Below are 17,693 nucleotides of genomic sequence, written 5' to 3'. Positions count from 1 at the left end.
ACTTTTTGGCATTTTCCAATTTTAATTTGTTCATTTAAATCATGGAAATGAGCAAACTGAAAGTCCTAATCGTCGAAGATGATCTATTAATCTCTGAGAGCTTAAAGGATATTCTTAGAATATTAAATCACCAAGTAGTTGGTGTCGCAGATAATGCAGACACTGCAATCGATATCTGCAATAAAGACCTTCCTGACCTGGCATTGCTGGATATACAAATCAGCGGTGACATCGACGGGGTTGAACTTGCTGAGATTATCCGGGATCAATTTGACATTCCTTTTATCTTCACCACTGCCTATGCAGATAATGAGACGGTCCTCCGTGCTCGAGACAAAGGTCCTTTTGGCTATTTGGTAAAACCCTACGGAGTCAAAGAAGTAAATGCTGCAATTCAAATTGCAAAAGCTTCTTTTGATAGATTGAAAACTGCTGAAAAAGCAGCCATCAATATGTCCAAAATTGTAGACAACAGCCTCTTTCTAAAAGTAGACTCCAAACTAATCAAGGTAAAGATCGAAGATATTTTATTTGTGGAAGCCAAGGGAGATTATGCACTTTTCAAGACCAAAACCAAAGGCTACATCGTCCACACGACCATTAAACATGCTGAGGATCGATTATCTAGCTTTAATTTTCAAAAAGTACACCGATCCTACATCGTCAACATCTCCAAAATCGTCGATATCGAAGAGTCGAACTTACTGATTGAAGACAAGGTGATTCCGATTTCTAGGGCAAATAAAGAGACCTTGATTAATCGACTGAACCTGCTTTAGACTTCGGCCGACTGAAGTTGGGCTGATGCACGCAAAGCCTTTTCCCAAGTCACTGACTGCTTTCCTTTCACATATCGGATCCAGCCTTTGACCACACAAATGTGCATAAAGGTGAAATAAAAAGGTATGTGAAAATACTTTTGGGAAGTAGCCCGATTTCGTCTGAAATAACCAATTAACGCCAGTCCATAAAATAGAATCTGCGCAGTAAAAGCAATCAGATAAATTGCCCCCTCACCCACAAGAATTGCTGAAGAAATCAGCGCAAAAACCAAAGCTATTGGCATCAGTGTCCATCGAAGTACGCGGTGCAAAAGGTATTGAAAGGTCATTCCGGGATGTTTCAGAAAATTCATCGCTTCAGGAAGTCTTCGGATCGCCTGAATACCTCCGGCAGAAATCCTAACTTTCCGCTTCTCTTCTTCCTCCACATTGGCAGAACCCGTTTCTGCAGCAATCGCCTGAGGTTCATAGGCTACTTGATAGCCTTGCGAAGCCAGTCTTACCGTCATCACAAAATCCTCAATGATGGTATCTTCTTCAGGGGCTTGATATAGATTAGTTCGAATAGCCACTAATTCGCCAGCAGAGCCGACCAGGGTATTCCATTCGGCATCTTTCTTTTTCAGGTAAGATTCATACTTCCAATAAAAGCCTTCACCTGAGGCGGATGCTGCATCAGATTTGGCAGATTGAACCACCTTTTCCCCAGAGACTGCAGCTACCAGATTGGATTGGAAGTGGTGAACAAGGTTTCGGATTGCCCCTGGATTTAGCATCACATTGGCATCCGTAAAAATGGTAATGGGAGAATCGATCGTTGGCATCACCCGATTGATTGCCGCAATTTTCCCTTTACGGGCTGAGGAGTGATTGCAGGTCACTTCAGGAAACTTCGATAGAAGCGCTAGGCTACCATCCGAAGTTCCGTCTGTAACAAAGGTGATTTTCAACTTTTCTTTCGGGTAATCTAATTCAAGGGAATTAGAGATTTTATCTTTTAAAATTTCCTCCTCATTATACGCGGCAATCAACAGACTCACTTCGGGCAGATCTCCCTCTACCAAAATCGGGTAAGCTTGCTTCTTCTTTTTCAAAGCTGCCAAAACCGTAATCACCAATCCATATCCCAAAAAGGTGAACAAAACAATGCTGATCGATATCCAAAATAGTAGTTCCATGTCGTTTGATTTTTGATAAAAGTAGGGCTTGAGTCATTGAAGATTTTTAGCATTCGATTACTCGACAATATCCCTCGATGAATGACTCTTGAGGTCGATAAAGAATTATGCTGCAATTAGAATTTTGGGATCAATGGACCCAAAACGATTTTCTAAAAGGGCATGTTTCCAGCCCAGATTAAATGCTTTTCGATGAGATTTTTGCTTCTTCAAGGAAAAGCTGATCACATTTTTTGGCAGAGAAACGAGGCAGAAAAAGAGAAGGAATCCCCAGGGATTTGCAAAGTTTCTTCTCATAAAATGCACTCGATTTCGAGTCTGGTAATAAACTTTCAGCGGCGAGTTTTTACCTGTACTGATGGATTCTTTGTGCAAGACATGCACAGATTTCAATACTTTCAATTCATAGCCCGCCTCTCGAATCCGCTGCGACCAGTCTAATTCCTCATAGTAGAGAAAATAATCTTCGTCCATATTTCCTGCCTGATCCAGAACCCGCTTTGGGATCATCACAGCTGCTCCGTGGAAATAGGGCGTTTCAGCCAAAGTTGGTGAGGCCAAATCCTTCATCGGAGAATTTCTTCCTGTAAGGGGATGAATGGGCGTGTATCCTGCAAATTGAATTTTCTCCGGGTTTTCCGCATAGCGTAATACTGGAGATACTGCCCCGACTTTTGGAGAATCAAAAGCCTGAAGTAGCTTTTCAATTACTCCATTTTCCAATTCGGTATCATTATTCAAAAAGAACAGGTATTCTCCTTTTGCAGCTTTGATACCCAAATTATTTGCTCCTGCAAAACCCAAATTTTCGGGAGAGTTAATCACTTTTATTCCAGTAAAAAGCTGCTGATAATAGCCTTCATCTGAAAAGGACTGTTCGTTGTCCACAAGAATCACTTCCAGATTTGGGTAACTAATTTGCGCCAGACTTTTCAAGAGCTCGCCGGTTACTTCGGGTTGCTTGTAATTAACCGTGATGATGCTGACAAGTGGGGTTTTCATTAGGGATAAACTTTTTTTCCAATGACCTGGATGGCATTTCCATCTTTTTTGTTGTGGAAAAATCGATCCAAATGAATCAATCCTTTAGCAATCGGAAGGCTGAGCAATTGAGTGATGACCCCGGCTTTTTTACCCAAATAGGCAAGCTCCCAAGCCAAGCGGGAAATGATTCCGTCAGAGTAGGAAGCATGAACGATTTCAAATCCTTCTGATTCAAAACGCTCCTGAAGACCTTTCAAATCATAGACTTGACCTACATGCTCCTCTTCCAACCAATCTTGGTGCTCCTCGAAATAGCGCTCCGGAAAAATAGTCTTTTGAGTAACATTTGGAATTTTCACTAGGAAATGTCCTCCTGGCTTGAGCTTTTCATAGACGGTTTTAAATGGCATTTGCTCAGGTAGAATATGCTCAAATACATCGACTGAAAACACAAAGTCCAAATCGCAGATGGCCGTGTTTTCCAAGAAAGCATGATGCGTTCGAACATTGGAAATCCGGGATTTACTAATCGCTTGATTTACTGTTGCTACTCGATCTCCATCGATATCTAAGGCATGGACAATCGCCTTTGGCATCGCTGTCGCTAGGCTGAAGGCATATTCTCCATATCCAGTTCCGAGATCTAGAATCTCTGGCTTTTCAGAAAAGGAGATCTCCTTGATCAATTTTTTGAAAATCGTAAACCTGGCGTAATTACCCACATTGGTATAGCCGAAAATTTGATTGAAAACCTTCGATAGAATCGGAGATTGATTCATTCTGGAACTGGTAAAAACCTGTGCTTGTCCGAAAGTTAAATTCATGACGTTTTTAATTTAAAGTTTTGAGTAAGTGTCTGTTTGGCAAAATAGATTAGCGCCATTCCCGAAGAAACTTCCAAATACTTTTTGATTCGAATCTGTCCGAGGATGATCGTCGCTACGATGCTGATGCTTGTCGCTGCAGCTGCGCCGATCAAGCCAAAAGCTTGAATCAAAATGAAATTCAGGATGATATTGACCGTCAAACTGAATCCCAACATTTGAAAGTTTACCTGCGGTTTCCCTACTGCATCCAGCGCCAATCCGAAGACCCTTCCCCAAGGTTTGATCAAAGTGGCCGGAACCAAAATCATCAATAAAGGGACAGTTCCCAGGTATTCTTCTGAACTCAGTAGCGTCACTATCGGACTTGCAAAAAACAAAACCAAAAGTGCTGCAGGAGCTAACAGTACAAATAAAAGCAGTATTCCGCGGCCATATTCCGTGTTTAGTTGAGTGACATCATTTGATCGGTGAGTAGCCGCCAATCGAGGATAAATCGTTTGGCTCAAAGCCGAAAGAGGAAGCTCGATGTATTGGATAATTTTAGTCGCGAGGTGAAATAATCCCACCGCCGCAGGATTCAAAAAGTAGCCGATCATAAAGATGTCTGCCTTTTGAAAAAGCAACGAAAACAGGTTGGTACCTGCAATGTATTTGCCATAGCTGAGCAGTTCTTTGATCCACTGGTAAGTAGGAAAACCAATTTTCCCTAGAGCAAAAAATCTAGCTAGACCCAATGGGAAAAGACAAGCGAAACCCTGGACCCAAAGAATAGAGGTCAAGCTTAGCTCACCATTCCAAAAAACCAGACCAAGGCCCAGTACAAATGCAATCAGATAGCTAAGATTAAGTAGGAGATAAGCGGCACTTTTACCTTTGGCAAAGCATAACACAGAAAGGCCCTGAATCGTACCAATACTCATCAAAGGAAGGAAAGAAAGCTTCAGCAACTCTTCCATGCTAGGCATATTCCAAAACTGAGCAATTGGCCCAGCAAAAACTGCTAAGACCGCCGAAGCGAAAGCGATGTAAACAAGATGAAGGAAAAGTCCAGCACCGAGGATCTGCTTTTCAGATGCCGGATTGATGATCAAAAAGCGAGTCAATCCATTTTGTAAAAGTCCCTGTCGCAGTCCATCCAGCAAGGCGATAATGGTCAGATACAATCCCCAAACTCCGAAATCTGCCTGCGAAAACTCCCGAACCACGACAAGAAACAAGATCATGTTGCTCATCAAGAAAGCTGCCTGCCCTCCAAGTGCTAAGACGGTACCAGAAATCAATTTACTTTTTAGAAGCGATTTCATTAGCTGGCAATTTGATGGTAAAGGGCAATGGTTTGATCTGCGATGGTGTTCCAAGAGTAATCTTCGATTACGCGCTGTTTGCCTTGCGTCCCCATGCGTTTGGCATCTACGGGATTAGCTAGTAGAAAGCTCATGGCTTCGGTAAAAGCCTCGGGCTGATTTGGATCACAAAGCATCCCGTTAAAGCCTGGAGTGACACTCTCCCGGATAGATGGCAGGTCAGATGCGATCACCGGAATCCCTTGAAGATTGGCCTCAAGCAAAACGATCCCCTGAGATTCATAGACCGATGGAAGTACCAAACCTTTGTAGTGAGGAAGCAAATGCTGGATGGTTGAGTTTTCGAAAGCTCCCAGAAAACGTACCTGATGCTGCAAATTCAACCTTAATACCAGAGCTTCTAATTCCTCTCGCTGTGGTCCTTCTCCAATGATGTCCAGATAGATTTTCTGCTCAGATTTTGCTAAGGCTTGAACCAAAGGAGCAAGTCCTTTCACAGGATGAAGTCTTCCCACAAATACAAACCGATTTACTACTTGATTGTATCCTTTTTTAGAATCTTGGATCAATTGACCGACACCATTTGGAATTACATTGATTTTTGTAGCCGATCCTTCGTTTTTTTGAATCACAGACGTTCTTAAATCTTCACTAACTGCGATCGCTTTGCTGGAAACTTGAAGCAGCCTATTTTCCCATTTCTCAGCAAAAAATCGATGAAGTCTGGTGTTCAAGTTTTGATTGGTATCGGACTTAGATTCGATCCCTGTCATCCCATGAATCGTCTGGATAATTTTAGCATGAAGCGTAGGATTTTGATACAATAAATACCCACTTCTTCCCTGCGCATGAATGATATCGAATGCTGCATGATTGGCATTCACCCAGCTTTTTACTTGCTGATTAAAAGCAAACTCTTCTGCCAAAAAAGAAATAAAGGGAACATATCTACCAGGAAAATAAGGAAGGTCCACGATCGTAATTCCATCTCGCTGTATTACTTTTTCCTTTTGAAAAAATGAACCACCTGTGAGTACGGTTACCTCATTTCCTTTTTGCTGCAAAGCTTGCGCTAGATCCCAAGTATGGGTTTGAATGCCTCCTTTGAATCTCCAGGGAAGTGATTTAACAATGAGTAGTATCGCTAATTTTGGTTTCATGACTTCTTCGATTTTTTACTTTTTTTGATTTTCAACGTGGACGCTGCCAACTCTGCTTTACTGTTCCTAACTCCCCAGACCAAGAATAAAATGGCAAGCGGAAGAAGAATGATCCAAGGCACTCCTTCGGTGATCATGAGTTGATAGGGTTATGCTTGGTGTGCAAAAACTCTTTTTTGGATCGCTTCATCCAAGTCAATGATTTAATCCCTGCACCAAAAAGTCCCGGTATCGCTTTGAAAATAATCGCTGACTGAGCTAACCACATGGACTGAGGCAAGACGATGAAATAGGATCCAAGTAGAATGAAAAGTGTAACTAGACTTCCCAATGCCAAGACTGAAAACCCTAAAATCAGATTAATCAAGCTTAACATCACCAAAGCAATAGGGGCCAAAACACGGGGAGGTAGCGCCAATTGAAGGCTTTTGTGCAGGTAGTCAAAATTTCCTGCAAACACTTGCTTGATCGCTGGACCGATTGATTTTTTGAAGAAGGTATATTGACTCTCTAGCCATCTGCCACGTTGCTTAGCAAAGTCTGCAGTGTTACTTACTTTTTCATCATAAACGGCAAGGTCAGGAGCATACTGAATCCAGACGCTTTTCGCTGTCAATAAAAGCTCAAGCTCCTTATCAAATCCTCCAATAGCATTTAATCGTGGTATAAACTCCGCAAAAACTTCAAAGTCTAAAGCCATGGCTGAACCAGTCAACTTGCTGGAAAGACCCAATTGATTGGCTCCTTTGCAAAGCATTTCTTGGTTTGCTTTTTCAGACAAACCATCCAAAATTGCCATTCCGGTATTTAGATTCGCCGGTAATCGCTCGCCTTGAATTACTTGATGACCTGCTGCACGATTGGAAAGAATCGCCTCATAAAAGTCTGGGTGAAGCACATTGTCTGCATCCAAAACTAATACGGTATCGAAAGCCTCGCGAGTAGACAAATAATCAACCGCTGCTTTTAGGGATTTTACTTTAGTGCTTTTTTCAAAGGCAACCTCTAATACTTGAGCGCCCATCACTCGAAGCGAAGCCCGGGTTTCAGATTGAAGTGAATCTGCTATAACCAGATAGCAAATGTTTTTATGTGCTGCACAAAGTGCAAGATTTGCCTTTGTAGACTCGATGATCGTAGCGTCTGACTTATAGCTCGGCACTACGATTACCAAGGGTTTTTCCTCATTTTCTTTCGAAAAAATTGGTTTTCTATAGGTCTTTGATGCAAAAGCCAAGATCAACTGATAGCCTGCACTTAAAAATAAGTAGCTGAGAATTGAAGCTGAAAGGATTGAAAGTAAAGTGTTCATATTACTGTTTTTTTGTCCAATTAGGAATTAGAAATAAGAATGGGATTGCCAGATTCATGATCATCCCAGTTGGCATTTGGCCAAAGACCTGATTGCCATAGCTGGAAAAGACGACTCCGACAATACAGGCATAAGTGGCCATGGCGTAAGTTTTTTGCTTTTTGTCCCTTAAGCTCATGCAAATGTGGCCGCCTTTACCGAGCACATATCCTAAGAAACTCAGGTGAATAGCCAGCCCAACGATGCCCGTTTCAGCCCAGATTTTCACATACCAGCTATCTGTGGCAGTATTTGCCATCAGCGAATTTGGATTGAATCGAGCTCCCCAAAATCCTGCAGTGCCGACTCCTCCACCAAATGGTTTGTCAGCTAAGTATCTTCCAAAGGTTCTTTGGTTTTCAAGTCGAACTTGAAGGGAAGGGTTTTCAGGGTCAAGTGCTGTGCGCATTCTTCTTACTTGCTCTACGCCTTGAAACATGAAGGTGTATTTCAGAATAAAGAATACCAGCAGCATCGCACTAACCCCACCGATTAAAACTTTGAAATTTCTAGTGGTGATCAAATAAGCTAAGCCTCCAAAAAGTGGAACAGCCAAAGCCCCACGAGTACCGGAAATCGCAAATCCAAGGAAGAATACAATCGCCAAAACCGCATACCAAATTCGCTTTCCAATAGAGAATGGACCCATCGCGAGGATTCCCATCAGCATAGCCATCATGGCTTGCGAAGCACCAAATTGACCAGCGTCAGAATAGAAAGAAAATACCCGAAGCACCCCGTGTAGGATATGCTCATCCTGGTGATTTTCATCCCAAAGCCAGCGATACTCAGCAGCATCGACACCAATGATTTGTTGTTTAAAGCCCCATACCGTTCCAGCCAAAGAAAGTATAATGAGAATATTCAAAAACGTATGAAAATCCTTTTCCTCGCGGAACATCAAATACACTAAAGGAACAGCCATAGCTTGGTAAAAACCAATGCCACGCATGGCATAAAACCAAGCTTCCGGTCCGTTTCCTGCCGGATTGAATAGCTCTAAAAACAAATAAGCCATCCAAACCAATGAAAAGATGACTAAGTCTGTCTTAGCCAATTTCCAATTGATCTTGATCGCCTTATTGATGGAAATGACAAGCAGTCCGAAGAATAGCAGGATATCGATAGACAGACCCCAAGGAGCATTGACATATCTTCCTACTCCCGAGATTAAAAAGCCCATGATCAAACTCATCCAAACAGTTGCTTTTGGTCGACTCCAGAGGTAAGCCAAAAGCGCCACTGCGAAGGGTAATCCTAAAAGAACAATCACCCCGGTAAGTCCCATGAATTTGATCATCGAAAGACCAAACAACCAAAATCCAACTAATCCCAGGATTCCCAATCCGCTGAGGAATTGAGTGGCTCCGTATTTTTTGAATGTTAAGTGTTGAGGTTGCATTTCTTTGATTGCTTTAATACCTCAAAAGTACCCCAGAGCACACTTTGGGAAGGAATATTCCGATGAGTGACGGGGATCAACAGACGAATGTGCAAGGATCCCCGATCAATGAAAAAGCCTCCAATTAGGAGGCTAGGGCTTGAAGAAACTGTTGTGTGCGTGATTCCCAACTGTTTTGTCGGGCAAATTCAATTCGCTTACTGATCTTTAAGCGATTATTGTATCGGATTTCTTTGGCGATTCCAGAAATAAAATCCTCCGGAGTAGTGCAGACTTTTACCATTCCTTTGAAATCCAACAAATCCGCAAAATCAGTACTGATCACGGGTTTGCCCGCTGCCAAATACTCGTTGATTTTGAGGGGATATATGGACTGGGTAAATTCATTTCTTATAAATGGAATAAGTGCTGCATCCCAATTTTGAAGGATTGCATTTAGCTGGTCCTGAGGTTTAGCGCCAAGAAATTGAATATTGGATGGGAAAATTTCTGAGTTGACTTTTTGATCTCCAAGTATTTCAAATGTATAGCCTGGATAAGCCAAGGCTGATTCGATCATCAGCTGGGTATCAATTCGATCATCAAATGCTCCCAGGTAGCCTATCTTTTTGTTTTGAGTTTTTTCGGTTTTCACTTTGGTAAAATTGCCCAAGTTGACCCCATTTTTCACGCATTGAATCTTGGGATGTTTCCCCTGAAACTTATCCAATAATCCCTTGGAACTGACAATGACTTGATCTGCTTTTTTCAGGAATTTCCCTTCAAATTCTTTCCCCCACTTTCCGGCCCAAACTGTCGCTTCTAAATTGTCATAGGAATAATAGGTAGTGGATATTCCTTTCCAGTATTTGGACGTGAAATAGCCATAAACCGGGTTGAACGCATTGATCAAATTGGTCTGCTCAGGATCAACAGTTTTTAAAATTGATTTGATCGTGAAAGACTGAATGAATGCATTGATTCCCATAATGACTTTAAAAAGCATTGGGCTATTGATCCAATTCACAGGGATCATCGGTTTAGAATTGTACACTTCGATGGATCCAAAAGCAGTTTCCATTATCCGTTTTCCTCCGGATTTTCCCAGCAATGAGGCTTTGGGCGCATGCTGATTTTGAATCAAATCTTTTACGGTGTAAGGGTAATCCAGAAAGATTACCCGATGGGTTTCAGCCATTCGGGTGATCAATTCCAAGGTAGATTTCACATAAGGGGTATCCCATGCGGGAAAACTTTGACAGATGATGGTCTGCATAAATTTGAGATTAACTTAAGAGGGATTTGATTTTTGCACGAAGCCAGCTTCTTCTTCTTGGAACTTCACCAGTGATATCTTCCATGATATCTGTTCGAACTCGATTGAGTAAAAGCATTGGCTTTATACCCACAAACTTTTTATACACCTTCAGCGCATGCTGATCCGCTTCCGTCCATTTACGGTCTGCTCTACATACCATCAAGTGAATTTGGGTATCTTTGATCTCCTCATTTACATAAGGATTGTTGAGCAAAGAAGGGATTTCTCTAAACTCAAATGAATCCAGTTCCGATGGACAGTAAGTCTCAATAAAGGCTTGGATTTTTTCAATTAAAGTGGTTTTTCCTTCCAAAGGATGAATACTACAAACAGAGACGATATTTTTCCCTTCCTTGGCAGTTGCTGCTACCTTCAGTTCCTGAAGGAAAAGGTTCATGGCTTGTCTATCCAGCGTATCAAAATCAACTGGACTTTTTGCTTTGTTTTTTGGATAAAGGGGGAGCAAACCTGCAACCGAAAGGCCAGTTTGTTCTCTCGCATTTTTGGGGCTTTTCAGACTTCCATCTAGCACTTCTGCACCAATCAATACTCCGCTCGGAACTACCAAACCAACAATGAATGAAAGAACCAGCATCATGAGTGCTTTAGATTTTTCAGCCTGGGCAGGGTAGAAGGGCTTATCGATTACCTTCAGATTGCTGGACATTTCCATATTGTATTTATGAAGTCGCGCTTGATTATAGGAGTGAAGGTTTTCTAAATATTCCCGTTCGGCCACATCGATTTCGCTTTCTAATCTTTTCAAAGTCGAGCCGAGCGGAGCAAATCGATCGTAGATCTGATCGTATTCTTTCATTCGCTGATCCATCACTTGGATTTTAGCAGTGGACTCTTCTTTGGTAATCACTGAGCTCAACCACTGGGAAAGTAAATTTTGAGTTGGCAAGCCATCAGAGGTTTGATTGGCATCTACAACGGCATAAGTCGCTCCCATCACTTCTGCCCGAAGCGCACCAATTTTGGCCTGAAGCTCTCCTCGAAGTGCTTGATTTGGATCTTCTTTTTCGTTGTCATTGATTAAATCAAGTTCCATCAAAGCAAAATTGTAATCTGCTAATTTGCCCTGATTTACAGCGATTTGATTTTGGAGGGAAGAGATTATACGCTTGTCTTTAATCTCAAGATTTACGCGAGTCAAGGCAGATTCTGCTGCTGCTTTGATTCGAAGCTGCTCTTGATATTGTTTTTCCAGTTCTTCTTTGTTTCCGGCGATGAACCTGGTCTGTTCATAGTAGTTGATGATTTGATTCTTCACCCGAAACTTCAATAGTTCATCCTCTGCACCTTGAAGTCTAGCCAGGGTTTTTTGGGTAGCTTCTTCGAAGAAATTAATCACCGAATCGGTTTGTCCTTCTTTGATACTCTGCTGTTTGAAAATGAAAATGTCTGTCAACAAACTCAAGACACGTTGGCTTAGGTAAGGATCAATCGACGTGTATTCGATCCGAATCATATCCGAACTTCCTTCGCGTGCTACTTTAAGATTTTCCAATTGCTCCAGCCCGATAAACGGGTTTTTAGAATTCATCAATTTGTAGATGGCATTCTCTTTATCCGCCTCTGCAATGGCAATGATCTGCTGGTACACTCGCTCAGGATCATCTGAATTGTTAATTTGGAAAGGGATTTCTTCCAAAATTTTATACCATTCAGGAAGGTTTTCCGCAAGCAAAAGCTTTTTTCCATTGGCTTGAGCAAGCATCAAATCGGCTAAAATGCGTGCAGATAATTCTTTGTTTGTCTCAAAAGAGCTAGCAATATTGATGAGATTTTCCATCTCATTATTGGTGAATGCATAATCGATTCGCTCTCCCTTATTACTCTCAATGTTATAGCCTGAGATCAGGCCTGTATTCAAGAGCGTATGACTTTTGTATTCTTTTTTAGAATTCATAGTCATCAGTGCAGTCACTCCAGCCATGATAAAAGCCGAGATCAAAATGTAAGGTGCAAAGCGCACCAGTAGTCGGATAATTTGGATAAAGCTCATGTCTTAGTTTAGAATAGATGCACCTACGATTTCTTCCAAAGTCCGCTTGTAGTACCAAGCATCGCTTTTAGTTTTTTCTAACTCAATCTTGGCCGTAGTCAGGATGTCCAAAGCCATTCGGTATTGATCAATGTCTGCGGTTCCGGATTTAAAATAAGTCTCAGTCACCTGTACCGCCGCTTCATTTGCTTCCACTTTCAGGGCTTGAAGTTTGATCGTCGTCAAAGCTCGCTCCAGTGAATTGTAGCGCTTGATTACTTCTTCGGTGATTACATTCCGGAGGTCTTCCTTTTGATATTCCAACTCTTCGATTGCCAATTGATGGATCTTTACCTTATTCTTTTGGGTAGTAAATTCAGAGATCGGAAGTCGAAGTGAAATTCCCATACTGTAGGTGGAAAAAGTACTGGTTCGGAATACCGATTGGTTATCCACAGGAGAGACCAAATTGTCGGCAACTACTCCATTACCATAATTATATCCACCGGTAAGTGCTACGTGCTGCATCCAGGCTTTGCGGTTGAGCATGATTTCTTGCTCCTTCTGGGCTTGACCTTTACTAAGTCTGTTAATTAATGGAGCATTTGCCAATGCATCCTGAATCAATACCTCCAGCGGCCGAAGTCGCTCCATCGTCAAACCCTGAAAATCCTGGGCCGAGGCTAAAGTGGTGCTCAGTAGAAGTAAAAATAATAATACAATAGTTTTCATGAGTTCGCTGTTTGCGCTTCTCGTGGATTTTGGAGCTTTGGAATTAAGGTTGACTTTTTTGAGTGGTTCACCTTCTTCATAAATGGCTGCTCGATCCATCGATATGCAATGATGCTACAAAGAAAGAGCAGCGGAAGCGCTATGCTGAGCGTTATCGATAACTGACCGAAATAGCCTGACCACTGACCAAATCTACCGACGAATGAATAGAAGCCTTCGAGGATTGGGAGATGGATCAGATAGATCGTGTAGCACATTCCTCCGATGATGGCCACCCATGAAATCGATAAAAACCGATGCGTCAATCGACCATAAAATGCTGATAAGAAAATTCCAAGCAGCGCAAATTCAAAGACCAAGGTCTTGAGGAATTCCGCTGTCCAAGTGAAAGCCAAGAGTAACCCAAAAACCGGAAACAATAAATCCCAATACTTAAAGTCCTCGAATGCTTTTACCGGATATCGGTACAAGTCTGCGGCTAGCATGCCTATCAGAAAGTGTGGTAAATGTCCTAATAGAGTAGCTTTAAATGGAGCTATATGCCAACCCAAAAGATGCTGAATAGCAATCCAGCCAAGAATTACAGCCAGGAGTCCTATTCTTCTATGAGTGAAATTCTGATTGCGGAAATAGGCTGTGGCAATAAATGGGGCAAGCAGGTAAAACTGAATTTCCACCTCCAGTGACCAGGCAACGGGATTGATGATGGAGTATTCTTGATAGAAAAGCTGATGTGTGTAGGTAATCGAGGCTAGAAAATGTTTCAACAGCTCGATCGGTGGATAGCTTCCCATCACTAAAAGAATCATCGCACAAATGCTCATCCAAAAAAGAAATGGTGGCTCGATGCGATAGGCTCTTCGCTTCAAATATTCCCCGAACTGCTCCCGTTTCCCAGACTTGGCTATCGGAAGACTCAAGACAAATCCACTGATCGCAAAAAACAAAAAGACTCCAACAGTCCCTCTGGAAATGAGAAATGAGACTTGCTGTTCTAACTCACTTAATTGGGGTAAAGAACCATACTTGAAAAGGCGCTCATTGGCATGCTGAAAAATCACAGGGACTATCGCCAAAAATCGAAGGCCATCAATAAAGGGAATAAACTTCCCTGTGGATGGCTTTCTGGTTAAGCTTGAGGAAAGGGATCTAAGAAAGTGCATCATTAGACGTTTTCGTGTTGAATAGCAGCAAGAGGAGTTTTGATCAGGATTTTCAAATCCAACCAGAAGTTGTGATTCTGAGCGTAGAAGATATCCAAGTTGCAGCGTGAGGCAGCGTCCACATCCTTTTTGCCACGTTCGGTCACTTGCCATAGTCCGGTCAAACCTGCCGGTCCCATAAATCTGCCAATCGCCTCGTCGGAAGTCAATTGCTCCGCCTCGTATAGGGGCAGAGGTCTATTTCCGACCAAGGACATATCTCCAACAAGAATATTAACCAACTGAGGAAGCTCGTCGATGCTGAGGTTGCGGATCCATTTGCCCACTTTGGTGATTCGAGGATCATTGCTGAATTTGACAAAGGCTTGAGCTGAAGCACCAGACTTTTGTGCCTCATAAGCATTTTCGGCGATGACACCGATATCTTTTACTCGAATAGCATCTTCAGAAATGGAAACAATTAAACTTCTATTAAGGGGAGTCCAGGAAGTATCCTTTTCCTCCGTTTTACTGTAAGCATTCAGATGCTTCATTTTATCTACCAATTGATCTGCGTCTGTACGCATAGATCGGAATTTGTAGAATTTGAAGGTGTGGTAATTCATTCCGACCCGATAGGCATAATAGAAAATTGGCCCTTTGGACTCTAATCGGATTAATAGCGCAACGATTAAAAAGAGCGGGCTAAGCAGCAGTAAAAGCATTCCTGAGACAAGGATGTCAAAGCTTCTTTTAGCCAAAGGGATTTTTGGTCTTGCAGTCATAGATAGTAATAATTAGATGTTACAAAACTAGCCCGTAGGCATTTTCTGGAAGGGATATTAAGGTGAATGCCAGCCTTTCGCCGATGAGTAGTTACTTTTCCCCGATTAGTGAAAAAGTGCTTTTATTCTTAAAAAAAGACCTTTTTGCAAGATTTACTTCAAAAAGAAAAGACCCTAACTATATCAGCTAGGGTCTTGAGGTGAGGCGTATTTCAATTCTTATTTTTTGAAGAGCTTGGCATTATCGCGATAGCCAATCTGTGGACGGTACCAGTCCATGTAGGTATATCCGGTGCTTTTAGCCCAATTATCAAATCGTAGATGTCCACCGCGGATGTCCGTTTTCTCTTTCGGATAATCAAAGCTCTCCGGAATATGTATGGCCCAAGGCAAACTGGTTTTCGAAGTATAATATCGGTTCTGTCCTGGATTGGTATTGTCATTAGCAGTCCCAAAATAACCTGCAGATGCTAAACTTGTAGGCTTGTAACTCGGCAAATGAACTTCCCTTCCTCTATCCTGAGAAACAATCAGAAATGGATTATAAGGTGCAGCTCCAATTTCTGAAAGTAGCTTAGCCGCATTTAATTTGATAGTCAATTTCACTTCAACTGGTGTAATATCCTGAGCGCTGGGATCAGTATTTACAAATCCATAGGAGCCAAAAAGCTCATGTGCATTATCCGTGACAATGATTACCGCTTTGGTTTGATTAGACTCTGTTCCATTCGCACTGTTTTTGATCAAGTTCGGACCTATGCGCTGACCTGCTACACTTTTTACATCAGACGGGGAAAGCTCAGTCCCAAAGCCAAAGCCATTTCTGAATCCTGCTCCAATCGCTCTGAATTTGAATTTTGATTCAAACTCCACCACCTTATTGGCACTATTATGCGTGTGTCGGAATTGGTAATCAACCACTAAATCATTGAAGTCATAATCTCCCATTTCGGGCCAGTTGTCTTCGAAAGCAAAAGATCCATAGCTGGTAGCAGAAGGATAATAGCTATCATAAGCTTTGGTTGCATCGTCAGGATATTCATCCAAGTTATCATTGATTCCGTCACCATCCCGATCCAATGTGCCTGGTTTGTCTACCGGACTTACGTTTACCGTGCTGATGGCTCGTACTGGGTTTGAGGAGACAAAAAGGATAGCATCGTTAAAATCCTGATCACATTTAAATGGAATATCATCTCTTCTTACATCTTCAAAACCAAGTAAGAATAGTTTATTTTCCTCATCCCAAAGCAACACGTTATGCTGCTTTAACTTTGCATCCGGCTCAGGATTTAAATTTTTATCTGCAAAAACGGTATGATAGAAGTCCTTTACCTCCGATCCATTCCAACCATTGGCAAGGAGTACTATTCCAACAGATGTTCCTGGCTCGAACCGGCCTAACCTTACTTTTTGACCTGATTTTAGATTACCTCCACTACCTTTGGCAGAGAGGTTTGGAAAAAGCACCGTAATCGAACTGATATCATTAAGTGATCTTGGAGGCTGACTCGTGGTATAGGTGTAGAACCCAATCGAATTTCTCCAGCCAGCGCCTTCGTGTACGAAAGTCAACCAAACATCCGCTTGCTCCACTATATCTAAGGTCGTCTTTTTCCCATCCGCAAGGTAAGTCGGATGAAACTGCGGTACAGGTTGAGATTCGGGTAGCGATGCATTAATATTTTGCAAAACACTCGCGGAAATATAGTCCAAGGTGGGTTCTAGATTGGCAGGAACACCATTATTATCATAGGCTGCTGCATATTTAATAGTGGGGCCGGCAGTGACTCTCGCATTAGTCAGTCGGCTACTTTCTGTGCGTGGATCAATTTCATAGGAGATCACTTGGTCCAAATTGACAGCTCCTCTAAAATCAAGTTTGATTGATTTATTCTGAATAGGAAGAATCAAACGGTTTGGAATCCCGATATAATTGGCTTCCATTATCACTCGATCAAGCGCTGTCGGCAAAGAAATTTCTGAAACTAATTGACCGGTTGAATTGGTCACTCCTTTAAATAATACTTGGTCTGAATCGGGATGCTTCAATTCGATTTTAATGCCTTGATGTGCGGCCCCATTTTGATCAGTAAAGCTGAGATTGATTGTTCGGTTTTCTGTCAAAGCAAAATTGAAGTCGCCATATACACTCTCTGACTGCTCTACTTTTGGATTCTTTACAAAATCTGGCTCCGGGACGCAGCCGAAAAGAAGAATCGGAAGATATAGAAATAATTTTTTCACAGTGATAGAATTAAGCGACAGGACGAAACTGTTGTCCCATTGAGAATTGAGTTGGAAGTTGGGTTTTGATGCGAAGTTTTAACTCCACGGGATTGAAAGGTTTACTCAAGCAATCTTTAGCTCCCCATTGCAGTGCTTTGATTCGCTGCTCGCTTTTATCTTGATCAGTCAATACAACCAAATTGGTCTGTGATCCTTCAATCTGAGCCTGAAGTCTGTTCATTTCCAGCGTATCCTCATTTCTTGGAAAATCTGCCAAAATCAAATCCGCATGTTGATATTTAATCCAAGCGTTGGCCTCCTTAATGGTAGCTACACTGTACACTTCATATTCTGAACTGAGGTAGTTGACAAGAAATAATCTCATCAAATCGTGATCTTCAATTAATAATATTGTTTTCATCTTTTTATTGTTTGATTTTTTAGGGTCTTCTGGAATCTCGCATGGCTAATATCCATTTCAGTGTGTGACTCTTGAGTCATGCTCGATTTCATTGGTTTTTTGTTGTATT

General features: G+C 41.9%; 16 protein-coding genes. 1 reads left to right on the top strand and 15 read right to left on the bottom strand.

The annotated features are described in order from the left end of the window. The first annotated feature begins 47 nt into the window (after positions 1–47). On the top strand, positions 48–779 hold the full coding sequence (locus BVC88_RS01115; RefSeq protein WP_075349410.1) for a LytR/AlgR family response regulator transcription factor: 732 nt from the start codon (positions 48–50) through the stop codon (positions 777–779). Here BVC88_RS01115 and BVC88_RS01110 read toward each other — a convergent pair. From BVC88_RS01110 to BVC88_RS01045, 15 genes are all read right to left on the bottom strand, one after another. Next, positions 776–1,960 carry a glycosyltransferase family 2 protein gene (locus BVC88_RS01110; protein WP_075348801.1) on the bottom strand — a complete coding sequence of 395 codons (1,185 nt, stop codon included), beginning with the start codon at positions 1,958–1,960 and terminating at the stop codon, positions 776–778. The genes BVC88_RS01115 and BVC88_RS01110 overlap by 4 nt on opposite strands. A 105-nt stretch (positions 1,961–2,065) precedes the next feature. Continuing rightward, entirely contained in the window at positions 2,066–2,962 is an 897-nt protein-coding gene (locus tag BVC88_RS01105; RefSeq protein WP_075348800.1) for a glycosyltransferase family 2 protein, read from the bottom strand. Beyond that, positions 2,962–3,768 carry a class I SAM-dependent methyltransferase gene (locus BVC88_RS01100; RefSeq protein WP_075348799.1) on the bottom strand — a complete coding sequence of 269 codons (807 nt, stop codon included), beginning with the start codon at positions 3,766–3,768 and terminating at the stop codon, positions 2,962–2,964. The genes BVC88_RS01105 and BVC88_RS01100 overlap by 1 nt, the downstream gene beginning before the upstream one ends. Beyond that, entirely contained in the window at positions 3,765–5,075 is a 1,311-nt protein-coding gene (locus BVC88_RS01095) for an oligosaccharide flippase family protein (protein WP_075348798.1), read from the bottom strand. The genes BVC88_RS01100 and BVC88_RS01095 overlap by 4 nt, the downstream gene beginning before the upstream one ends. Continuing rightward, positions 5,075–6,235, bottom strand: coding sequence for a glycosyltransferase family 4 protein (locus BVC88_RS01090; RefSeq protein WP_075348797.1), 1,161 nt, complete (start codon positions 6,233–6,235; stop codon positions 5,075–5,077). The genes BVC88_RS01095 and BVC88_RS01090 overlap by 1 nt, the downstream gene beginning before the upstream one ends. Continuing rightward, entirely contained in the window at positions 6,232–6,372 is a 141-nt protein-coding gene (locus tag BVC88_RS21245) for a hypothetical protein (protein WP_175574359.1), read from the bottom strand. Before BVC88_RS21245 ends, BVC88_RS01090 begins: the two co-directional genes overlap by 4 nt. Continuing rightward, positions 6,369–7,547, bottom strand: a complete 1,179-nt coding sequence (locus tag BVC88_RS01085; RefSeq protein ID WP_075348796.1) for a glycosyltransferase — start codon at positions 7,545–7,547, stop codon at positions 6,369–6,371. The genes BVC88_RS21245 and BVC88_RS01085 overlap by 4 nt, the downstream gene beginning before the upstream one ends. 1 nt (position 7,548) lies before the next feature. Beyond that, complete coding sequence (locus tag BVC88_RS01080) at positions 7,549–8,988, bottom strand: O-antigen ligase family protein (RefSeq protein ID WP_075348795.1); 1,440 nt, start codon at positions 8,986–8,988, stop codon at positions 7,549–7,551. A gap of 124 nt (positions 8,989–9,112) precedes the next feature. Further along, the gene (locus tag BVC88_RS01075) at positions 9,113–10,243 is read right to left on the bottom strand and encodes a glycosyltransferase (RefSeq protein ID WP_075348794.1); all 1,131 of its coding nucleotides are present in this window, start codon (positions 10,241–10,243) and stop codon (positions 9,113–9,115) included. A 10-nt stretch (positions 10,244–10,253) separates the two neighbouring features. Next, complete coding sequence (locus BVC88_RS01070) at positions 10,254–12,296, bottom strand: GumC family protein (RefSeq protein ID WP_075348793.1); 2,043 nt, start codon at positions 12,294–12,296, stop codon at positions 10,254–10,256. 3 nt (positions 12,297–12,299) lie between these two features. Next, complete coding sequence (locus BVC88_RS01065) at positions 12,300–13,007, bottom strand: TolC family protein (RefSeq protein ID WP_175574358.1); 708 nt, start codon at positions 13,005–13,007, stop codon at positions 12,300–12,302. After that, a complete protein-coding gene (locus BVC88_RS01060; protein ID WP_083638969.1) occupies positions 13,004–14,173 on the bottom strand; it encodes an acyltransferase family protein in 1,170 nt (389 codons plus the stop codon). Before BVC88_RS01060 ends, BVC88_RS01065 begins: the two co-directional genes overlap by 4 nt. After that, entirely contained in the window at positions 14,173–14,934 is a 762-nt protein-coding gene (locus tag BVC88_RS01055; protein WP_075348790.1) for a sugar transferase, read from the bottom strand. Before BVC88_RS01055 ends, BVC88_RS01060 begins: the two co-directional genes overlap by 1 nt. 219 nt (positions 14,935–15,153) lie before the next feature. Beyond that, positions 15,154–17,181 carry an LruC domain-containing protein gene (locus BVC88_RS01050; protein ID WP_075348789.1) on the bottom strand — a complete coding sequence of 676 codons (2,028 nt, stop codon included), beginning with the start codon at positions 17,179–17,181 and terminating at the stop codon, positions 15,154–15,156. Between the two features lie 10 nt (positions 17,182–17,191). Beyond that, positions 17,192–17,584, bottom strand: a complete 393-nt coding sequence (locus BVC88_RS01045; RefSeq protein ID WP_075348788.1) for a response regulator transcription factor — start codon at positions 17,582–17,584, stop codon at positions 17,192–17,194. Between the last annotated feature and the right edge of the window lie 109 nt (positions 17,585–17,693).

Origin of the sequence: Algoriphagus marinus (genome assembly GCF_001936475.1) — a bacterium.
In the GTDB taxonomy this organism is placed as follows: Bacteria; Bacteroidota; Bacteroidia; order Cytophagales; family Cyclobacteriaceae; genus Algoriphagus; species Algoriphagus marinus.
The sequence above is the reverse complement of the archived record's forward strand: the minus strand, read 5'-3'. Positions and strand labels throughout refer to the sequence as shown.

Excerpts from the sequence above, each read along its gene's own strand:
- BVC88_RS01115 (WP_075349410.1), top strand. The coding sequence starts at position 48 with ATGAGCAAACTGAAAGTCCTAATCGTCGAAGATGATCTATTAATCTCT.
- BVC88_RS01110 (WP_075348801.1), bottom strand. The coding sequence starts at position 1,960 with ATGGAACTACTATTTTGGATATCGATCAGCATTGTTTTGTTCACCTTT.
- BVC88_RS01105 (WP_075348800.1), bottom strand. The coding sequence starts at position 2,962 with ATGAAAACCCCACTTGTCAGCATCATCACGGTTAATTACAAGCAACCC.
- BVC88_RS01100 (WP_075348799.1), bottom strand. The coding sequence starts at position 3,768 with ATGAATTTAACTTTCGGACAAGCACAGGTTTTTACCAGTTCCAGAATG.
- BVC88_RS01095 (WP_075348798.1), bottom strand. The coding sequence starts at position 5,075 with ATGAAATCGCTTCTAAAAAGTAAATTGATTTCTGGTACCGTCTTAGCA.
- BVC88_RS01090 (WP_075348797.1), bottom strand. The coding sequence starts at position 6,235 with ATGAAACCAAAATTAGCGATACTACTCATTGTTAAATCACTTCCCTGG.
- BVC88_RS21245 (WP_175574359.1), bottom strand. The coding sequence starts at position 6,372 with ATGATCACCGAAGGAGTGCCTTGGATCATTCTTCTTCCGCTTGCCATT.
- BVC88_RS01085 (WP_075348796.1), bottom strand. The coding sequence starts at position 7,547 with ATGAACACTTTACTTTCAATCCTTTCAGCTTCAATTCTCAGCTACTTA.
- BVC88_RS01080 (WP_075348795.1), bottom strand. The coding sequence starts at position 8,988 with ATGCAACCTCAACACTTAACATTCAAAAAATACGGAGCCACTCAATTC.
- BVC88_RS01075 (WP_075348794.1), bottom strand. The coding sequence starts at position 10,243 with ATGCAGACCATCATCTGTCAAAGTTTTCCCGCATGGGATACCCCTTAT.
- BVC88_RS01070 (WP_075348793.1), bottom strand. The coding sequence starts at position 12,296 with ATGAGCTTTATCCAAATTATCCGACTACTGGTGCGCTTTGCACCTTAC.
- BVC88_RS01065 (WP_175574358.1), bottom strand. The coding sequence starts at position 13,007 with ATGAAAACTATTGTATTATTATTTTTACTTCTACTGAGCACCACTTTA.
- BVC88_RS01060 (WP_083638969.1), bottom strand. The coding sequence starts at position 14,173 with ATGATGCACTTTCTTAGATCCCTTTCCTCAAGCTTAACCAGAAAGCCA.
- BVC88_RS01055 (WP_075348790.1), bottom strand. The coding sequence starts at position 14,934 with ATGACTGCAAGACCAAAAATCCCTTTGGCTAAAAGAAGCTTTGACATC.
- BVC88_RS01045 (WP_075348788.1), bottom strand. The coding sequence starts at position 17,584 with ATGAAAACAATATTATTAATTGAAGATCACGATTTGATGAGATTATTT.